We start from the raw sequence: 19312 nt of genomic DNA on the forward strand, positions 1-19312 counted from the left end.
GAGGTGTCACCTTCGCCGACGACGCCTCCCGCGTGCACACCGGCACCGCACCCCGCGCCTTGGCCACCTTCCGCAACCTCGCCACCGGCGCCCTGAAGATCCCGGGAGTCGGCCACATCGCCAAGACCACCCGAGCCATGCGCGACGAACCCATATGTGCTGACTACGCAACGTGGAAGGCCGACACGGGCCGCGGATCGGGCGTCGCGACGTCGGGCGGGTGGCCGTTTCACCGTCATTCGGGCGTGAACTCGGGAAGTACGCCCTTGGAGAGTATGAAGCAGCCGTACGGCCTGTCTTCGCCGGTGATGACGACGGCGAATGCGGCGCGGGCGCGGGCGTAGAACGCTTGGCGTTCGAGTGCTTCGACGGCGACGGACCGACCCGCCTGCTCGTCAGCGGCGGCGAGGAACTGTGTCTGCACCGCCGGCTGACTGTCGGTGTCTCCGACAACCTGCATCCGCGCGACGGGCTCGGCGACGAACGTGTCGAGCGGCAGGAGCCCGAGTACGGCCCGGCCCGCTGCGACGACGTCGGCACCGTCGAGGCGGATCACGCGGTCGTTCACGGAGTGAGCGGGGAAGTTCCGGTCGACGAGCGCGATCGTGTCCCCGTGGCCCATCCGCGCGAGCGCGTAGAGCAGCTCCGGGGTGAGGAGCGGGTCGAGTCCCTTGAGCATGGTGGGCGGCCTTCTGCCTCGGTGCTGGTCAGTGGTCGGCGTCGGGAAGCGGTGGCGTGACCTGGCGGCGCAACAGGGGCGGAGCGAGCAGTCCGCATGGCTCGGGTGCGACGCGCAGCCCGGTGCCGGCGTAGTAGCGGTTGGCCGCCGACGGGGTGAGGCGGATACGCAGTTCGTTCGCGCCCGATCGCAGGTGGCCGGCGGGGATCGTGAAGCGGTAGGGCGACCAGGCGCGTTCCGCGACTCTCGTTCCGTTCGCGGACACGGACACCCCTCCGGCGACGGCCGGGAGCGTCAGTTCCACCATGGTCGGCGCATCGAGCACGATCTGCCGCACGTAATCGGCGGCGCCCGCGAAGGTTGCCAGTCCCTGACGTTCCCAGCCGCAGGTGACCGCGATCCCGCGGGATGTGCCCGCCTGCTCGTGGGCGTCGTCCGGGATCTGGAGGAGCCAGTCGGATTCGAGTACCTGTGGCCTCGACCAAGCGGCGCCGTCCTCGTGTTCGGACCCTTCGGTGGTTTCCGTTGCGCCGCACGAGGGTTCTGCGCCGTGTCGCACGCACAGCAGGCGCAGCGAATTCGGCTCCAGACGCAGCACGACCGTGCTCGCGGCGGACCCGAGGCTGCGCACGGTTCCGTCGGCGGCCATCCACTCTTCGAGTTGCCAGGTCCCTTCAGGCAGGACGAGTTCCACCGTTGCCCCGGCTGCGGCCCCGGTTTCGGCGAAGCATGCGAATTTGAATGTGTCGGGTGACTCCGGGCCACCACGCCAGCGCACCGCCGCCCCGTCCGGTGTGCGCAGTGTCGGCACGCTCCCGTCGTACGGGGCGAGCCCGCGAAGAACCTTCGTACCGGGGACCGCGGCGAGCACCTCCACGGCCGGGGCGAGTTCCGCCCAGTCCGCCGCGGCGGTCTGCGGTCCGTGTTGGTAGACGGAGGGTGTCGCGCCGCTGGCGAGCACCCGTGTCCCCGCTTCGGCGATACGGCGGACCTGGCGCAGTACCTCGGCGGAGCGCAGCGTGGTCACGGCGGGCAGGACGAGCGCCCGGTACCGGCGCTCGCCGAAGCACACCGCTCCCTCTTCCACGGTGGCGGCCACGAGGTCGCGCTCGTCGACGAGGTGGAAGCCGACTCCGGCTTCGGTGAGCGCACGGGTCCACTCGCCCGTCGCCGAGGCCTGCATACCGAGTTGCCCCGCCGTCCACACCGTGCGCAGCGGATAGAGGACCGCTACCTCGGCCTGGGGCGTCACCGGCTCCAGGAACTCGCTCAGACGTGCGCTTTCGAGCGCGAACCGCGGATAGTGATCGGCGAACCAGGGCTCGAAGTTGATCCCCGGAGGGAAGTCGAAGCGGGGATTGGTCAGCGATTCGTGGTCTGCGCCGTGGCCGTGGGTCTGGTAGAATCCGTGGAAGATCATCTGCCGCATGCCTTGCATATGGTGGCTGATCGCGGTGGTGCGCAGCTCCTGCAGGCTCAACCCCCAGTGGCCGGACCACGGCGCCCCACCCTGGGGCGGGGTGAGGAAGTACTGTTCGACCATCGTGCCGCTGCGGCCGTGGTGGCGGGCGACCGAGTCGCCGAACACCGGGCTGAGTTGGGTGAGCGCGTCCTGCGCGTCCACCGCTGTCAGGTCCCGGTATCCGTCCACGCCGAAGTGGTCGAGCCCGAAGTTCAGGCGCAGGTCCCAGTTGGTGAACGAGGTGTCGAGCCGCCACCCGCCGACGTGCCCGAGCACCTCGTGGCCGGACTGGCGCAGACCGTGGGCGTGGCTCCAGGCACGCAGTCGGCCCAGGAAGGTCTCGATTGCGTAGCTGCTGAAGTGTTCGTAGAACTGGGCGCGAAGGCTCAACTGCTCCGGACCGTCCCCGTCGAGCACCGCGGCGAGCACGTCGGCTGTCCGCCCGCCCCAACGCTCCCGGACCGAGGCGGCCAGGCTGGCGTGGAACGGCATCGCCGAGCGCAGATTGCCGGTGCGCGCCTCCCAGTCGTAGAACACGGCATGCGGCTGGTCGAAGAACATGTAGGCGACGGTGCTGCCGAAGAACTCGCCCAGAGCGTCGGCGAACGGCTGATAGCCGGCCTCGATGAAGCGGTCGACGGCGACCGGATCAACCGGGTTGACCAGCCGGGAGGTGGCGCACCGGGCCGAGACGAACACGATCGCCTCGGCTCCGTCCGGCACGGGCCCGGTCAGGTGGACGCGACACCCGTCGGCAGTGCCCTCCGTCCGGTCGACGAGCTCCGGCTGTTCGCAGACCGTGCCCCGCGGCGGTGCTGTGACGAGCACGTACTCGGTGCGCCAGTCGGCCCAGGCGACCACCCCGCCCTCGTAGTGCCACGCCATCGCGGCCGGGCCCAGGTTCTCGGTCGCCGACCGGATCCTCCCGAGCGTCCCCTCGCTCTTCCCCGCGGCGATCCGCATCCAGAACAGGTGCCGCTCGCGCAACTCGTCGTGCCCGCTCACCGCGCGACCCGCGGCATGACCGGTCTGCCAGTTGTAGTCGTCGTAGATGCCGACGATCATGCCGTGCTCCGCGGCTGCCTCGACGGCGCACCGGCAGGCGGCCAGGTAGTCCTCGTCCAGGTAGCCCGCGATCGGGTACGACAGACGCGCCTGCACCTGGAAGCTGAGGATCCCGGCGTCGTGCATCTGCCGCACCTGGGCGCGGATCGCGTCCTTGTCGGGCAGGCGATGCCAGAACCAGTAGGCGGCGGGCGAATGCCACGGATCCGGGGTTCGGAACCGCTCCAGCGCGGTCTCGTATGCGGACACGGAAGTCAGCTCCTCAGATGGCGGCGAGGCGCTGTGCTCCCGCCGCGGGCGGCGTCGGCGTCGGTGTCGATGCCGGTCGCCAGCGAGTAATCGGGCTTCGGGTCCAGGTGAAGCCCGAAGGTGAGGAATGCGTACAGCGCGGCGCCGATCACCATGGCGATGACGATCCCGAGCCCGCTTGAGCCGAACACGCCGGCACGCGCACTCGGCGTGAGCAGGAATCCGGTGATCTTCGCGAAGTTCGGGTCGGAACTGGTGACCAGGCCCAGGCCCAGGACGGTCCCGACGATCAGGCTCATGATCGCCGTCCATCGCCCGTTGCGCCCGCCGTAGCCACGCGGGGTGGCCATGTCGGTGTTCCAGCCCATACGGCGCTGTCGGACGAAGTCGACGAGTTGGATCGCGCCCATCGTTCCCATCATCACTGCGATGAGCGACAGGAACGACTCGAAGGTCGCGAGGAACGAAGTGGAGACGAACTCCAGGTAGAACGCGCCGGCCGCGATGATCGTCGCGTTGACGGCCGTCGTCATGGAGCGGCGCAGCGGAACGCCGACCGCCATCAGCGCGAGGCCCGAGCTGTACATGCCGGTGATGGCCGCCGAGACCAGCGAGATGACGATCACGACGGAGAACGGAACGAAGAACCACATCGGCAGCAGCGCGGTCAGAGCCCCGATGGGATCGGAGGCCGCGGCGCTGCCGAGTGCCGGATCTCCGCCGACCAGCAGCGCCCCGACGGCGAGCATGATGACAACCGGTGTGCTCAGCCCGGCGACCGTCCATCCGATCACGCCGTTCGCCCTGGTCTCGCGCGGAAGGTAGCGCGCGAAGTCGCCGCCGTAGTTCAGGAAGCCCAGGCCGACGAGCGTCATCGCCATGATGATGCCGCCGACGAACTCCACCGCCCCGCCCGCCCGCGCCTCGCCGAGGTGCGACCACTCGACCTTGGGCAGCACGAACCCGAGGAACGCGAGGGTCATGATGCCGGTCACCCACGAGATCCACACCTCGAGCTTCATGATCAGCTCGTGTCCGAGCACGGCGACGGCCATCGTCACCGCGAGCACGAGCACGAACCACAGGACCAGCGCGGGGGTGGTGCTCGAACCGTCGGATCTCGCGAACACCGATGGCCACAGCTTCGCGAACAGCTGAGCGCCGGTACTCGAGGCCAGGGTCACGATCGTCACCTTCCAGCCCATGTTGGAGAGGTAGGCGAAGAATGCAGGGATTCGGTTGCCCTTGATGCCGAAGGCGAAGCGCGTCTGGGTGAGCGTGGGCAGTCCCGTGCGGGGCCCGCCGACCGCGAGGATGCCGACGAGGGTGGCCGAGGCGAGATACCCGATGGTTCCCGCGACGATCGTCTGCCAGACGTTCAGGCCGAGGTCGAAGACGAAGATTCCGTAGCTGACGCCGAGAATCGATATGTTCCAGGCGAACCACACGGCGAACAGGCCGCGCGGCTTGCCACGCCGTTCGGCGGCGGGAACGGGGTTGACGCCGTTCGCCTCGACGGCGGCGCCTCGTCGTCCTTGCCGAGCTGCATCGCTCATGGGCGTGCTCCTTTCGGTGGCGGGCTGTGCAGGGACAGGGGGTGGCCAGAGGGTGGATCAGTTCCGGGACATCGCCGGGTCGGAGGGGAATGCGTCGCCGGCGCCGAGGTGGATCGGACCCGTCCGGTCGGCCAGGCGGACTCCGCTGCCGCCCCGGCTCAGGGCAAGGATCTCGGCGGCGATGGACACGGCGGTCTCCTCCGGTGTCCGGGCGTCCAGGTCCAGGCCGATCGGGCTGGACAGGACCTTGAGTTCGACGTCGGTCAGCCCGGCCTCCACCAACCGGGCCCGCCGCTCCTCGTGGGTACGCCGTGAGCCCATCGCACCGACGTAGCCGATGTCGGGCAGGCGCAGGGCCGCCGCCAGGAGCGGGACGTCGAACTTGTGGTCGTGGGTCAGCACGCAGAGGGCGGTGCGGCCGTCGATCCGTCCGGCCTCGGCCTCGGCTTTCAGGTAGCGGTGCGGCCAGTCCACCACGACCTCGTGCGCGCCGGGGAACCTCGGCGCGGTGGCGAACACCGGGCGTGCGTCGCAGACGGTGACCCGGTAGCCGAGGAAGGTACCCATGCGGGCCATCGCCGCAGCGAAGTCGGTGGCGCCGAACACGATCATCCGGGGCGGCGGGGCGAAGGACTCGACGAACACGTCCAGGCCGTCGCCCGGGCACCCTCCGTCCGCTGCGAAGCGCAGCACGCCGTCGCGCCCGGCGTCCAGCAGCCCCCGGGCGTCCCGGCGCAGGGCGGCGTCCAGCCGGTCCGACCCGGTGCCGCCCGCCACCCGGTCCGGCCACAGCACCAGCCGACGGCCCAGGAGTTGCGGCGGCCCGGCGATCACGGTGGCCACCGCGACCGGCGCTCCGGCCCGGATCGCCGCTGCCACCTCTCCCAGCTGGGGGAAGGTCTCCCGGTCCACTTTCGCCACGAACACGTCGATCGTGCCGCCGCACGTGAGTCCGACCGCGAAGGCGTCGTCAAAGACTCCGTAGCGCTGGAGCGCCGGTCGGACCCCGGTGAGCACTGTGGTGCCGAGGTCGTGGACGGCGGCCTCGACGCAGCCGCCCGAGACGCTGCCGACCGCCTCGCCGCCGGGTCCCACCAGCATGGCAGCGCCCGGACGGCGGGGCGCGGAGCGGTGGGTGGCCACGACGGTGGCCAGCGCGCACGCCTTGCCCTCGGCCCACCAGGCCACCAGGTGGTCCAGTACGTCGCGCATGGCTGCCCTCCTTTCGTCATCGGCCGGCCGTGGCCGGCCCGCTTCCCCGGCTCAGCCGGCGACCTGGCTGGTCACACGGCCGCCGAGCAGGCTTCCGGCGCCCGGCACGACCGGCGGCAGGCCGAGTTCCGTGAGGATGCGGAACGTGGTCGAGGTAGCCGCCGAGAGCACGGGCAGCCCCGCCTCGTCCTCCACCGGCTGGATCGACGCGAGGGACGGCATCTGCACGCACGCCGACAGCACCAGAGCGTCGGCGCGGCGCAGATCGAGGCGCCGCCAGTGTTCGCGCAGACCGGCGGGGTCCAGCCGGGCGACCGCCAGGTTGTCGGGTATCTCGAGACTGAGCGCGTCCACCACCTCGATGCCGGTGTGCTCGATGTACTCGGCGACCCGGGCGGTGAGCTCCTTCAGGTACGGCGTGATGATCGCGACCCGCTTGGCCCCGAGGGCCTGGATGCCGCTGAGCAGCGCGCCCGCGCTGGAGACCACGGGGGCCTCGGCTCCTTCGGCGCGCAGCACCGAGCTGATCTCGGCCTCGGCGACGCAGTGGTGCCCCGCCCCCTGGGCCATGATGGCGACCAGGCAGGCCGTGGCGACCACATCGGGCCGGGCGTCGGCCAGCTCCCGCGCCGCCCGCTCGGTCTGCGCGTTCATCCCGCGCAGTTCCTCGGGGGTGACGTGCCTCATCCGCATCCTGCTGCTGTGGAACACGAAGCGGTCGCCGGGCAGGGCGGCCTCGCGGGCGCCCAGCATCCGCGGCAGCTCGGTCTCGATCGTCAGGTTGGAGCTGGGCACGATCAGTCCGATGTGATGATCCGTCATGGATTCCTCCGGTTGAGGTGCGGGTCGGTGCTCTCCCCCTCGCCCGGAGCGCGCTCGCGTACGGCGGCCCGGCGACCGGGAGGGCTATGAGCCCGAGGCCAGTCCCACCCAGTGGTCGGCGAGGGACGTGATCATTTGCAGAACGGTTTCGCGGCCGGCACTGCCGAACGGCTCCAGCAGGAGCTCGTCCAGCGCCCGGGTGCGGTGCTCGGCCTCGCCGAGGACCTTTTCGCCTTCCTCGGTGAGATAGAGCAGCTTGCGGCGGCCGTCGTCGGCCGCGGTGCGACGGGTGATCAGCTGCCGCCTTTCCAGGCGCCGGGCCACGTCCGCCATGGTCGAGGTGTCCAGTGCCACCGCCGAGGCCAGCGAGCTCTGGTCACGGCCCGGATACGCCTGGACGGTCTGGAGCACGGCGAACTGCGGTCCGGTGAGCACCGGGTCGACCTCGCGCAACCAGACGGCGAGGTAGGCCTGGTACAGGCGGCGCACCTGGTAGCCGGGGGCGGCGGTGAGCGCGACGGGGGCCTGGGGGGCGGTTTCGGAAACTGCGGTCTCATCGGGCATGGTCACACCTAAGCACGCTGCGACCAGTGCGGATGGGACGGAGAAAGGATCGCCCGCACGGCCTCGCGCAGGGCTGTGAGAGCGGCTGCCGGAGCATCCCAGAACACCATGTGCCCGGCGCCGGGGATCGGCTGCAGCGATGCCCGCGGGTTGCTCGCGGCGACTTCCTCGGCCCCTGTCGCGGTGACCACCGGGCTGTCGGCCCCGTACAGCAGGGCGGCGGGCGCCGGCACCGAGGGCCACCAGTCGAAGAAGTCCTCGTGCTCGAAGCCGTGGTGGGTGGCCACGACGGCCTGCTGTGCGCAGCTGGAGAGCCAACGGGCCCGCAGCTCCTGCTCCCGTCGCGGCCAGGACGGCCAGGAGTCGGCCACCTCGTCGGCGTCCGTGCCGCGCCTGGCCTCGGACAACTGCCGCAGGAACGCGTCCAGGCCGGTCGGGTACGGCGCCCGGCCGGGGCCGCTCAGCGGCGGGTCGGCCAGGACGGCCCCGCGTAGCGGTACCGCGGCGCGGGCCGCGACCACCGCCGCGATCCGCGCGCCCATGGAGTGGCCGAGCAACAGCGGTCGGTCGAGCCCCAGCCCGGTGATCAGGGCTTCGGCGTCCCGGGCGTAGTCCTCCAGTCCGTAGCCTTCGCCGTCGTCGGACAGTCCCCGGCCGCGGACGTCCAGCACGATCGGCCTGACCAGGTCGGTGAGTTCGCGGGCGACGAAGTCCATGGTGATCGCGGGACTGGTGATGCCGGGCAGAACGACCAGCGGGACGAGGCCGCCCCCGTAGTCGAGCACGTGCAGTCGTACGTCCTCGGAGCTGATCCAGCGGCTGGTCGCGGGCACGTCGGCAAGATCGGCGAGTGCCTCCTGCAGCACCGAACGTGGGGGCACGTGATCCTTCCTCATGGGCGTGCCCTTCGAGAGCCGGGCGAAGCGGTCGGGGCGGAAAGGGAGCCGAGGTAACCGACGGCGTCCGCGAGGCCGATGACGTCGCCGTACTTGGCCTGGATGTCGAAGAGGGCGGCGTCGGCCGGTCCGGCGGCCCGGTCGCCCACGCATTCGCGGGGCACGAGGACCGGGAAGCCCGACTGGACGGCATCGACGGCGGTGGCCCGCACGCAGCCGCTGGTGGTGGCGCCGCACACCAGGACGGTGTCGCAGCCGAGTCCGGTCAGCGCGGCGGCGAGATGGGTGCCGAAGAACGCGGAGGCGCCTTTCTTCACCATCAGCGGATCGCGTCCGGGCCGCCGGGGCAGCCGGGGATCGATGGCCACGGCGTCGCTGCCCTCGCGCAGCACGCGCAGGCCGGGGGCCTTCTGCAGCCACGTGACCGAATCGCCCGACGCCTCGGCCTCGGCGTAGGCGATGGCGGTGAAGATCACCGGCACCTCGGCGGGGCGGCCCGCCTCGATCAGGCGGGTGGTCGCGGCCACGACGCCGGTCAGGTCGGTGCCCGAGGGATACGAGTCCTCGGTGAAGCCCCGGGTCAGGTCCACCACGACGATCGCGGGCCGGGTGCCGCGGCGGACCGGGGCGCCGAAGCCGGCCCGCTGGTAGGTGAGGTCCGCGGTGTCTCCGTACAGTCCGCTCATCGACGCCTGCCCAGCAGCCAGCCCGGGACGAACCCGAGCGCGAAGGCGGCGATCACCGGGCCGTACTTCCTGAGCAGCGGTCCGGCGATCAGCGACAGGCCGTTCAGCTCGGCCGATGCCGCGGCGGGCGGGGCGCCCGCGGGAACGGACGCCGTGGATGCGGCGGCGGTGCTCGTGCCCGCGGGTTCCTGCGGGCCGCCCGGGGAGAGCAGCAGGTCCCCGAGGTTCTGGGCGAACTGCTGGAGGATCCGGTCGGAGACGGCGGCGATGGCACCCTTGCCGAACTGGGCGATCGTGCCTCGGAGAACCAGATCCGTGGCGAGGTTCAGCTGCGCGCCGTCCCGGTCCGGTACGACTTCCAGGAGGACCTCCGCCTCGGCGTCGCCCCTGCCGTGCGTGTCGGCACCACGAGCGTGCACACGCAGGACGCGCTTGTCGGCGTCGGCTTCCAGGAAACGGACCGTGCCGGTGTAGGCGGCGGTGATCGGGCCCACCTTGACCTTGACGGTGCCGCACCAGGCGTCGCCGGAGCGGCCTTCCAGCGCCGCGCCGGGCATACAGGACGCGACCCGCTGTACGTCACTGAGCAGGGCGAACACCACGTCGGGTGCGGCTTTGACAGGGACGGTGTTGGTCAGTTGCACGGTGTCTCCTTCACGCCTGCGTTCCGCCCTGCGCGCCGTGCGCTCGCGCAGGCCTCGACCGCTTCGACGATGGTCTGGTAGCCGGTGCACCGGCAGAGGTTCGCGGCGACGACCTCGCGGATCTCCTCGCGGGTCGCCTCCGGCCGCTCCGCGAGAAAGCCTTCGGCGAGCATCAGGAAGCCGGGGGTGCAGAAGCCGCACTGCAGTCCGTGGTGCTCGGTGAACGCCCGTTGCAGATCGCTGAGTTCGCCGGTGCCGGGATCGGCGAGGGACTCGACGGTGGTGATCCGCGCCCCCTCCGCCTGCGCGGCGAACATCAGGCAGGCCCGGGCCGGCAACCCGTCGACGAGCACGGTGCAGGCTCCGCAGATCCCGTGCTCGCAGCCGACGTGGGTACCGGTGAGCCGCAGGTCGTGGCGGAGCACGTCCACCAGGGTGCGGCGCGCCGGGGCGATCACCTCGTGCGAGGTGCCGTTGACATCGAGGGTGATGAGCTGGACCTCGTCCGGTCCGCTGGTGTCGTTCATGGTGTCTGCTCCGGTGCTGACGGGGTCAGGGCACGGTGGACCGTCTCCGGTGTGATCGGGGTGTTGTCCAGTTCGACGCCGGTGGCGCGCAGCGCGTCGTTGACGGCGTTGAGTACCGCGGCGGGGGCCCCGATCGTGCCGCCCTCACCGGCGCCCTTGGCACCGGTCTCGGTGAAGGCGCAGGGGGTTTCCAGGTGGCGGATGGTGATGTCGGGGATCTCGTGGGCGGTGGGGACCTTGTAGTCCATGAAGCTCGTGGCCGACGGCTCGCCCTGCGCGTCGTAGGTGACCTGCTCGAAGAGCGCGCCCGCGATGCCCTGGGCGATGCCCCCGCGGCACTGGCCCTCGACGACCTGGGGGTTGATCGCCACTCCGCAGTCCTCGACGCAGACGTAGCCGAGGATCTCCACCTGGCCGGTGCCCTCGTGCAGTTCGACGACGGCTCCGTGGGTGGCGTTGGAGAAGGTGCCGTCGTTGGAGACGTCGAAGACGGCACTGGCGGTCAGCCCCGGGTCGATGTCCTTGGGCAGCAGATGCGACTTGAGGTAGGCGGTCTCGGCGAGGTGCCGGTGGGTGAGCGCGGTGTCCGGGGCGTCGCGACGGCGGACCCGCCCCAGGTCCAGTTCGGTCTGGTCCGGGTCGACGCCCCATTCGGCGGCGGCGATCGCGCGCAGCTTGTCGCCGAGCTTGGCCGCGGCCAGGCGTACGGCGCTGCCGCCGACCGCGATGGAGCGGCTGGCGAAGGTGCCCCAGCCGTAGGTGATGCGATCGGTGTCGCCCTGGTGGAGCTTGACTCTGGCGAGGTCGACGCCGAGCGCGTCGGCCACGATCTGCGCCATGGTCGTCTCGTGGCTCTGGCCGTGGCTCATCGTGCCGGTGGTGACGGTGACCGCGCCGCTGGTGTCCATGCGGACCTCGGCCAGGTCGAAGCCGGGGACGACCTCCATCCTGCGCTGGGCGAAGGCGGCCGAGCCGTAGCCGGTGCGTTCGCTGAAGCAGCTGTAGCCGATCCCGATGTGCCGTCCCGCGGCGCGGGCGGCGGCCTGCCGCTCGTACCAGCCGGCCTCCTTGAGGGTCCGCTCGCACAGGTCGAGGGATTCCAGGTACGAGCCCGGGTCGTAGGTCATGTTGTTGACGCCGGTGTAGGGGAACTCGGTGATGACGTTGCGGCGCCGGATCTCGACCGGGTCCAGATCCAGTTCGCGGGCGGCGCGCTCCATGAGCCGCTCGGCGACCATCACGTGCTGGGGGCGGCTCACGCCCCGGTACGGGGCGGTGGGCGCCTTGTTGGTGGTGATCGCCCGGCCGCGCACCCGGTAGGCCGGCACCTTGTAGACGCCGGGCAGCTCGGCGGCGGCCATCAGCGGCTCGATGCCCGCCGTGAACGGGTAGCAGGAGTAGGCGCCCATGTCGCACACGATGTCCGCGTCGAGTCCGAGGATCCTGCCGTCGGCGTCGAACGCGGCGCGGGCGGTGTAGTGCTGTTCGCGGGCGAGGAAGGACGCGGACAGCGCGTCCTTGCGGTCCTCGATCCACTTGACCGGCCGGCGCAGTCGCAGCGCGGCCGCCGCGGTGGCGATCTCCTCGCGGCCGACCACGCACTTGAGGCCGAAGCCGCCGCCCATGTCCGGGACGATGACCCGCACCGCGCGTTCGTCGAGCCGCAGGCAGCGCGCGGCCACGGTCCGCACCTGGTGCGGGACCTGGGTGCAGGTCTGCAGGACGAGTTGGTCCTCCCGGTCGTCCCAGTGCGCCACGGCACCGCGCGTCTCCAACGGCAGCGCGTTCTGCCGCCCGGTCCTCGCCTCCACGTGGACCACGCACGCGGCCTCGTCGAAGATCTCGTCGATGCCCTCGGTGGCGAACAGGGCGACGTCGACCAGGGTGTTGCGCGCGGCCTGTTCGTGCACCAGTACGGCGTCGGCGGCGAGGGCCTGCTCCTCGTCGGTGACCGGCGGGAGCGTCTCGTACGTCACCTTCGCCGCTTCCACCCCGTCCTCGGCGGTGTACGGGTCCCGGGCGACGACCACGGCGACCGGCTCGCCGACGAAGCGGACGCGGTCGCCGGCGAGGACCGGCATGGCGGTGGGCACGAACTCGTCGAGCGGACGGCCGAGCTGTGCCACGATGTCGCCGAGCACCAGGTCGTCCGCGGTGAACGCGGCGAGGACGCCGGGGACTTCGCGCACCTCGGACAGGTCGACGGCGGTGATCCGGCCGTGCGCGACCGTGCTGCGGACGAACTGCGCGTGGAGCATGCCGGGCAGTTCGATGTCGTCGACGAAGCGGCCGCGCCCGGTCAGCAGGCGGGGATCCTCGCGGCGGGCCACCGACCTGCCGACCAGCCGGTCGTTCCGGACGGGTTTCATCGGGACACCGCCTCCTCGCAGGCGCGTTCGACCAGGGTGCGCACGAGGTGCCTTCGGTACTCGGTGCCGGCGTTCGTGTCTCCCGGCGGGTCCACCGCTGCGGCCGCGGCTTCGGCGCAGTCACGGAAGGAACCGCCGTCGGCCAGTACCGCCTCCGCCTCGGGGACCCGTACCGGCAGCGCGGCCACCCCGCCGAGCGCCACCCGTCCGCCGCGGACCGCCGGGCCGTCGGCGTCGAGGTCCACGGCCGCGGACACGATCGCGAAGTCCCCTCGGCGCTCGGCGAACTCGGTGAGTGCCGCGTGCGGTGCCGGGCGCGGGAAGACCACTTCGACGATGATCTCGTCCGGCTCCAGGGCGGTGGTGTAGTAGCCGAAGAAGAACTCCTGGGCGGAGATGCTGTGTCGGCCGCGCGGGCTGTGGGTCACGAACTCGGCGTCCAGCAGCACGGCGAGCAGGCACCACTCGGCGGTCGCGTCGCCGTGCGCGACACTGCCGCCGACCGTGCCGCGGGTGCGGATCGGCAGGTGGCCGATCCACGCCATGGAGTCGCGGATGACATCGAATCCCGCGCCGAGCCGCTGCGGCGGGGCGATCTCCACCGTGTGGTGAGTGGTGAGCGCCCCGATGTGCAACCGGCCGTCGGCGTCGGCGCCGAGGTGGTCGAGTTCGCGCAGACCGGCGATGTCCACCAGGTGTCCGGGACGGGCCAACCGGAAGTTCATCATCGCGACCAGGCTCTGGCCGCCGGCGACGACCTTGGCGTCCTCGCCCAGTTCGGCGAGCAGCGCCGTGGCGCCGTCGACGTCGCGCGCCCGGTGGTAGCGGAAGGCTGCTGGCTTCATGTCTCTCCAGTCGTACGGGCCGGCCGGGGCGCCGTCCCGCCGGGCGGGACGACGGGTGCGGTGCGGTCAGCGGGCGAAGTTGTAGGAGTAGGCGCCCAGCTCTGCGTCGTTGAGCGGCGTGCCGCTCCACAGCCAGTCGTAGGAGACATCGGACTCGCCGTCGAAGCCGCGCCTGAGCAGGTCGTCGCGCGCCTGCTGCTCGGGCCCGTCGGGAAGGTGGTAGAAGGTCTTGTTCTGCAGGGAGGCGTCCTGGACCATGCCGGCGTGCTTGGCCCGCCGGTCGACGTAGCGGCGCAGGGCGCCTTCGGCACCGTCCGCGCTGACGCGGCCCAGCTCCTCGGCCAGTACCGCGGCGTCCTCCATGGCCTGGGAGGCGCCTTGGGCCTGGTAGGGCAGCATGGCGTGGCAGGCATCACCGAGGAGTGCCACCCGGCCGTCCGTCCAGACCGGGTCGCGGCGACGGTGGTGGAGGGCGAAGGCCAGCACCTCGTCCTTGGCCTTCGACAGCATCGCCGCGACCCGGTCGTCCCAGCCCTGGTAGGCGTCGACCAGGTCCCGCGCGGTGGCGGGGACGGTCCACTTCTCGGCGGCCTCGTCGGTGCACGGGACGCAGCCGACGACGTTCAGGTACTCGCCGCCGCGGATCATGTAGTGCACCAGGTGCCGGTCGGGCCCGTACCAGATGGTGCTCTGGAAGCGGTCCACCAGGAACCGGGTCGCCGGGTCGGCGGCGATGAGGTCGCCGGGGATCAGCGCCCGGAAGGCCATCTCGCCGGAGAACAGCAGGGTGTCGGGCAGGTCCATGAGTTCGCGGACCCGGGAGCGGATGCCGTCGGCGCCGAGTACGACGTCGGCCTCGAAGCGTCGTCCGTCGTCGGTCACCACGGCCGGACGGCGTGGGTCGCCGCGGTCGAGCCCGGAGACCCGGCTCGCGGTGCGCAGCTCGACGACCGGTCCGGGGCCGGCCGGGTCGACGCAGGCGTCCACGAGGACGCCGTGCAGGTCGGCGCGGTGGTAGTGCCAGTAGGGGGCGTTGTAGTGCTGCGTGCAGTAGTCGCCTAGACGGGTCAGGCCGATGATGCTGCCGTCCTGCCACCTGCGCCGCACCTGGTCCTGGGGCTCGGTGTGGATGGCCTCGAGGCGCCTGCGCAGTCCAAGGCCGAGCAGGATCCGGCTCGCGTTGGGGGCCGTCTGGATGCCCGCGCCGATCTCGCCGAACTGCGGAGCCTGTTCCAGCACGGTGACCCGCAGGCCCCGCTGCCGCAGCGAGAGTGCGGCGGTCATGCCGCCGAGCCCGCCTCCGACGACGACCACTTCGAACGATTGGGTGGATGGCATGTGCTCTCCGGTTGCGGGTACGGGCGCGGGCGCGGCAGGCGGTGTCAGAAGTCGACGAGGCGGCCGGCGGTGACGACGTCCTGGCTGTCGACGCGGACGGTGCAGCCGCGCATGGCGATGTCGAGGTGCGCGTAGGACTCGCGGCCGAGCACGGGGTGCGGGCCGGTGGACCACAGGAAGTTCCCGGCGAAGGCCCGCGCGTCCATGCCCATCAGCTCGTCCTTGCCGTACAGCGCGGTGGCGAACCAGTCGGCCGTCCGCATCAGGCCCCAGCCCATGTGCGACAGGCTGCGCGCCCATTCGTCGTGCGCGTCGTCGAAGAAGGTGTCAAGCAGCCGGGCCTCGGCGCCCCCGGAGACCTTCTCGATGTGCCCGCCGGCGATCTCCAGGGTGACCGGCTGACGCACGTACTCCTTGAACGGCAGCAGGATGTCGCCCTCTGCCAGCACGATCCGGCCGTCGGACATCCGCGGCCAGCACAACACCATGGTGCTCGGCCAGTGGTCCCAGCGGCCCGGGTCGTCGGCGAAGCCCACCTGGAACTCCGGCTTGGAGCCAGGCAGTTCGACGGTCAGGTCGGTGCCGGCCGCGGAGGTCACCCGCATCACGGACGCGCGCTCCAGCAACGCGACGCCCCTGAGGACCTCCGCCTTGTCCTGCTCCTTGGGCAGGTTGCGGATGAGGACGTCCGGGGCGTCGCAGACGAACAGGATGCGGGTGCCGGTCCGCAGGATCTCCTGCTGCAACGGGGCGTGGATGAATCCCTCCCGGGTGAGGTCCACGACCAGGTCGGCCGACTTGAGCAGTTCCTGGGCCGCGGTGTCGTTGAGCACGGCGGCCAGACCGGGCCCCGCGCCGGTGCGCGTGCTGTCCGCGGGGGACGGATTGCCGCCGGGCACGGTGGCGGCGATGACGTGCGCACCGCTCGCCTTGGCCGCGCCGAAGGCGGCCGCCACGTAGTCGCCGCGGCTGGTCGGCTCGGACAGGATCACGACGTGTTCGTCGGGCTTGAGCTTGCACAGCTTCAGCTCGCGGGTGAACGCATCGAGCAGATCGACGGAACTGAGGTCGAGCATGTCTCGCTCCAGGAGGCGGGGAGGGGCGCGTGTCGGTGGCGAACGACCTGAACATGTGGAGGCGCGGACCCAGCTGTGCGGGCGGGCGCGGCACCGTTACGGCGGAGCAGCGGAGCGCCATTCACCTAATTAATCCGAGCACTAACTAACTGATCGAGTCAAGAGTCTTGATCGATCTTTTCGGTCAACTTGGGTGTGCCTGGCGCCTGGCGCAGCAGCCTTGTCGCTCGGATTTTTTTAACATCCTGGACACATCGTCGGTGCCATGCTGGGTCGGGCGGTGAGCTTTCGCCGTGCGAGGTCTTGTGCGGCAGGGGTGCTCGTGCTTAGTTATCCGCACTCGGACTAATTGAATCCGGTGGATCTTCGGACATGTCCGAGCAGGGGGGTGCCCCTTCCCTTCCTCCCTCACCACGCCTGAGCAGATAGGTCAACATGGTGGATACCCCGGCTGAAAGACTTGACAGTCGGCCGTTCGCGGTGGAGTCGCACGGCCTCGACGTAATCGGCGAGAGCGAGCGCAAGGGTTCGCCGCGCTCGCTGTTCTGGCCCTGGTTCGGGGCGAATGCGGGACTTCTCGGGCTGAGCTACGGATCCTTCGCCCTCGGGTTCGGGATCTCCTTCTGGCAGGCCTTGATCGCCGGCGTGGTGGGGATCGTGTCCTCGTTCGTGCTGTGCGGGTTCGTCGCGGTCGGCGGCAAGAAGGGTTCCGCGCCGACGATGGTGCTCAGCCGGGCGGCCTACGGGGTGCGTGGCAACCGGGTTCCCTCGTTGATCTCGTGGACCCTCAACGTCGGCTGGGAGACGGTGCTCATCGCCGTGGCCACGACGGCCACGGCGACGGTCTTCGGGCGGCTCGGCTGGGGCGGCGGGACCGGCGTCAAGGTCGCGGCGCTGATGGTGGTCGGGGCGCTCACCGTGGCCGGCGGAGTGCTGGGCTTCGACATGATCATGCGCCTGCAGACGGTGATCACGGTGGTGACCGGAGTGCTGACGGTCGTCTACATGGCGCTGGTGGTCGGTCATATCCACTGGCACACGGTCAGTGCCGTCCACTCGGGTTCGGTCCAGGAGTTCATCGGGGCCGCGGTGTTCATGATGACCGGGTTCGGGCTCGGCTGGGTCAACGCCGCCGCGGACTACTCCCGCTACCTGCCGCGCAGCGCCTCCAACCGCTCCATCATGGGCTGGACCACGTTCGGGGCGTCTCTGGCGCCGATAGTCCTGCTGCTGTTCGGGCTGCTCCTCGCGGGCTCGTCGAGCTCGCTGAGCTCGGCCATCGCGATCGACCCGGTCGGCGCGTTGACCACGATCCTGCCGACCTGGTTCCTGGTGCCGTTCGCGGTGGTGGCCGTCCTGGGCATGGTCGGCGGCGCCGTGCTGGACATCTACTCCTCCGGGCTGTCGCTGCTGGCGGTGGGCGTGCGGGTCCCGCGTTATGCGGCCGCGGGGATCGACGGCGTGCTGATGACGGGGGGCGCGATCTACATCGTGTTCTTCAGCAGCAGTTTCATCGGACAGTTCGAGGGCTTCCTCACGACGCTCGGCGTGCCGATCGCCGCGTGGTGCGGCGTGATCCTCGCCGACCTCGCGCTGCGCCGCCGCGGATACGACGAGCACGACCTGTTCCGTCCCCGGGGCCGTTACGGCGATGTCCGGGTGGCCCCGCTCGTGGTCACCCTCGCCGGGACCGTGCTCGGTTGGGGCTTGGTGACCAACACCGCCGCGGGCTGGCTCGGCTGGCAGGGCTACCTGCTCAAGCCCTTCGGGCTCGGCGGCAGGACCGGCGCCTGGGCCTACGCCAACCTCGGCGTGCTCGCGGCGCTCGTGCTCGCGTTCGCCGCCACGCTGATCCTCTCCGGCAACCGCATCCGCGCCCAGGAACGACAGCCGTACTCCGAGCCGGCCCCGGAAGGCGACGTGGAGGTGGTCGAGGCATGACCGGTTCAGTGGGCGTCTCCGACAGTCTGCTCGCGGTCATCGACATGCAGCGGGTCTTCGCCGAGCCGGACAGCCCGTGGGCCGTTCCCCGTTACGCGGATGCCGCTGCCGGAGTGCTCCGGCTTCTGCCGGCCTTCGGGGACCGGGTGGTGTTCACCCGGTTCACAGCCCCGGCCGAGCCGACCGGCGCGTGGCACCCCTACTACGACCAGTGGTCCTTCGCCCTCCAGCCGCCGTCCGCGCGCCTGTGGGAGCTGACCGACGCATTCACCCGAGGCCGGCAGGAGCCGGCGCGGCTGCTCGACGCCACCACGTTCGGAAAGTGGACGCCCGAGTTGGCCGAGCAGGTCGGCCCCGGCGGCAGGCTGGTGCTGGCCGGCGTCAGCACGGACTGCTGCGTGCTCTCGACCGCACTGGCCGCCGCGGACACCGGAGTCCACGTCACCGTCGTGGCCGACGCCTGCGCGGGCGTGGACGACACCACGCACCTTCGGGCGCTCGAGGTGATGAAACTGTACGCACCGCTGATCGAGGTACTGGACGCCGGCCAACTCCTCACAGGCGGTACGCAATGACAGGAATCCGACTCGAGCACCAGGGCATCGGCGAAGCCGTCCGCCACGGATATCCGCGCAGGGACCCGGCCTGCGGGTGGTGAGCAGTTGCCCGGGAAGATGCCCCGGCCGGGGGCTCGGTTGCAGCCGCTCCACCTGCCCGGCGCGTCGGCGTAGCTCAGCCAGGTCTGTGTGGTCGCCACACGCACCGGAAGGGGCTCGGACGACCCGTGCGGCCGGGCTCACGTCGCACTGGCCGGCGCTGACCATCGAAGCCGTCGCGGCGGCCGCGGGCGTCGGCAAGTCCACCATCTACCGCTGGTGGCCCAACAAGGAGGCGCTCGTGGCCGACGCGCTCGCCGAGGTCTTTCGCGCCGACGACATCCCCGACCTGGGCGACACCCACGCCGAGCTCCGCTACGCCGTCGACATGACCATCGACAACTACGCGAACGAGGACATCGCCGCCTCGCTGCCCGCGCTCGCCGCCGGTCTGCTTCCCCACCCCGAACTCATGAGCCGGTTCCGCGAAGCCTTCCTGTTCCGCAAGCGGGAGAACATCGCCGTCGCGCTGCGCCGCGCCGTCGGGCGGGGCGATCTGCCCGACGACCTCGACACCGACCTGGTCCAGGACATCTGGGCCGGCACCATCCTCTACCGGCGGCTCATGACCGGCTCCCCCCTCGACGCCGACCTCGCGGAACACCTCGTCCGCCTGGTCACCGACACACCGACACACCGGGACGGCGGAGCGACGAGAGCGGCCGCGAGGACGCCTGAGCCGGTGCGGCCGTGAGAACCCCGCGTCTTGCCCGTACCGGGCGGCG

The 19312-nt window shown here is 71.0% G+C and carries 17 protein-coding genes; 3 read left to right on the forward strand and 14 right to left on the reverse strand.

Annotated elements, in window-relative coordinates; genetic code table 11:
* Positions 1-235: 235 nt before the first annotated feature.
* From ACFWPS_RS26095 to ACFWPS_RS26160, 14 genes are all read right to left on the reverse strand, one after another.
* The gene (locus tag ACFWPS_RS26095; protein ID WP_383708589.1) at positions 236-679 is read right to left on the reverse strand and encodes an RbsD/FucU family protein; all 444 of its coding nucleotides are present in this window, start codon (positions 677-679) and stop codon (positions 236-238) included.
* Positions 680-707: 28 nt separating this feature from the next.
* The gene (locus tag ACFWPS_RS26100) at positions 708-3455 is read right to left on the reverse strand and encodes a hypothetical protein (protein ID WP_383708590.1); all 2748 of its coding nucleotides are present in this window, start codon (positions 3453-3455) and stop codon (positions 708-710) included.
* A 5-nt stretch (positions 3456-3460) separates the two neighbouring features.
* Complete coding sequence (locus ACFWPS_RS26105) at positions 3461-5011, reverse strand: purine-cytosine permease family protein (protein WP_383708591.1); 1551 nt, start codon at positions 5009-5011, stop codon at positions 3461-3463.
* A gap of 57 nt (positions 5012-5068) precedes the next feature.
* Complete coding sequence (locus ACFWPS_RS26110; protein WP_383708592.1) at positions 5069-6223, reverse strand: XdhC family protein; 1155 nt, start codon at positions 6221-6223, stop codon at positions 5069-5071.
* A 51-nt stretch (positions 6224-6274) separates the two neighbouring features.
* A complete protein-coding gene (locus tag ACFWPS_RS26115) occupies positions 6275-7045 on the reverse strand; it encodes an Asp/Glu racemase (RefSeq protein WP_383708593.1) in 771 nt (256 codons plus the stop codon).
* Positions 7046-7129: 84 nt separating this feature from the next.
* Positions 7130-7609 carry a MarR family winged helix-turn-helix transcriptional regulator gene (locus ACFWPS_RS26120; RefSeq protein ID WP_383708594.1) on the reverse strand — a complete coding sequence of 160 codons (480 nt, stop codon included), beginning with the start codon at positions 7607-7609 and terminating at the stop codon, positions 7130-7132.
* Positions 7610-7617: 8 nt separating this feature from the next.
* Positions 7618-8490 carry an alpha/beta fold hydrolase gene (locus tag ACFWPS_RS26125; RefSeq protein WP_383708595.1) on the reverse strand — a complete coding sequence of 291 codons (873 nt, stop codon included), beginning with the start codon at positions 8488-8490 and terminating at the stop codon, positions 7618-7620.
* Between the two features lie 11 nt (positions 8491-8501).
* Positions 8502-9191, reverse strand: coding sequence for an isochorismatase family protein (locus tag ACFWPS_RS26130; protein ID WP_383708596.1), 690 nt, complete (start codon positions 9189-9191; stop codon positions 8502-8504).
* Positions 9188-9835, reverse strand: a complete 648-nt coding sequence (locus ACFWPS_RS26135; protein ID WP_383708597.1) for an SRPBCC family protein — start codon at positions 9833-9835, stop codon at positions 9188-9190. Before ACFWPS_RS26135 ends, ACFWPS_RS26130 begins: the two co-directional genes overlap by 4 nt.
* Positions 9826-10362, reverse strand: a complete 537-nt coding sequence (locus ACFWPS_RS26140; protein WP_383708598.1) for a (2Fe-2S)-binding protein — start codon at positions 10360-10362, stop codon at positions 9826-9828. The genes ACFWPS_RS26135 and ACFWPS_RS26140 overlap by 10 nt, the downstream gene beginning before the upstream one ends.
* The gene (locus ACFWPS_RS26145) at positions 10359-12731 is read right to left on the reverse strand and encodes a xanthine dehydrogenase family protein molybdopterin-binding subunit (protein WP_383708599.1); all 2373 of its coding nucleotides are present in this window, start codon (positions 12729-12731) and stop codon (positions 10359-10361) included. The genes ACFWPS_RS26140 and ACFWPS_RS26145 overlap by 4 nt, the downstream gene beginning before the upstream one ends.
* Positions 12728-13576, reverse strand: a complete 849-nt coding sequence (locus ACFWPS_RS26150) for an FAD binding domain-containing protein (protein WP_383708600.1) — start codon at positions 13574-13576, stop codon at positions 12728-12730. The genes ACFWPS_RS26145 and ACFWPS_RS26150 overlap by 4 nt, the downstream gene beginning before the upstream one ends.
* A 66-nt stretch (positions 13577-13642) precedes the next feature.
* On the reverse strand, positions 13643-14914 hold the full coding sequence (locus ACFWPS_RS26155; protein WP_383708601.1) for an FAD-dependent oxidoreductase: 1272 nt from the start codon (positions 14912-14914) through the stop codon (positions 13643-13645).
* 44 nt (positions 14915-14958) lie between these two features.
* A complete protein-coding gene (locus tag ACFWPS_RS26160; RefSeq protein ID WP_383708602.1) occupies positions 14959-15990 on the reverse strand; it encodes a hypothetical protein in 1032 nt (343 codons plus the stop codon).
* A 435-nt stretch (positions 15991-16425) separates the two neighbouring features.
* Here ACFWPS_RS26160 and ACFWPS_RS26165 point away from each other — a divergent pair, with 435 nt between their 5' ends.
* The 3 genes from ACFWPS_RS26165 to ACFWPS_RS26175 all read left to right on the forward strand — a co-directional run bounded on the left by ACFWPS_RS26165 (position 16426) and on the right by ACFWPS_RS26175 (position 19281).
* A complete protein-coding gene (locus tag ACFWPS_RS26165; protein WP_383708603.1) occupies positions 16426-17931 on the forward strand; it encodes a purine-cytosine permease family protein in 1506 nt (501 codons plus the stop codon).
* Entirely contained in the window at positions 17928-18506 is a 579-nt protein-coding gene (locus ACFWPS_RS26170) for a cysteine hydrolase family protein (RefSeq protein WP_383708604.1), read from the forward strand. The genes ACFWPS_RS26165 and ACFWPS_RS26170 overlap by 4 nt, the downstream gene beginning before the upstream one ends.
* Positions 18507-18675: 169 nt before the next feature.
* Positions 18676-19281 carry a TetR-like C-terminal domain-containing protein gene (locus tag ACFWPS_RS26175; RefSeq protein WP_383708605.1) on the forward strand — a complete coding sequence of 202 codons (606 nt, stop codon included), beginning with the start codon at positions 18676-18678 and terminating at the stop codon, positions 19279-19281.
* The last annotated feature ends 31 nt before the right edge of the window (positions 19282-19312 follow it).

The sequence above is a fragment of the Streptomyces sp. NPDC058457 genome, assembly GCF_042720695.1.
Lineage (GTDB): Bacteria > Actinomycetota > Actinomycetes > Streptomycetales > Streptomycetaceae > Streptomyces.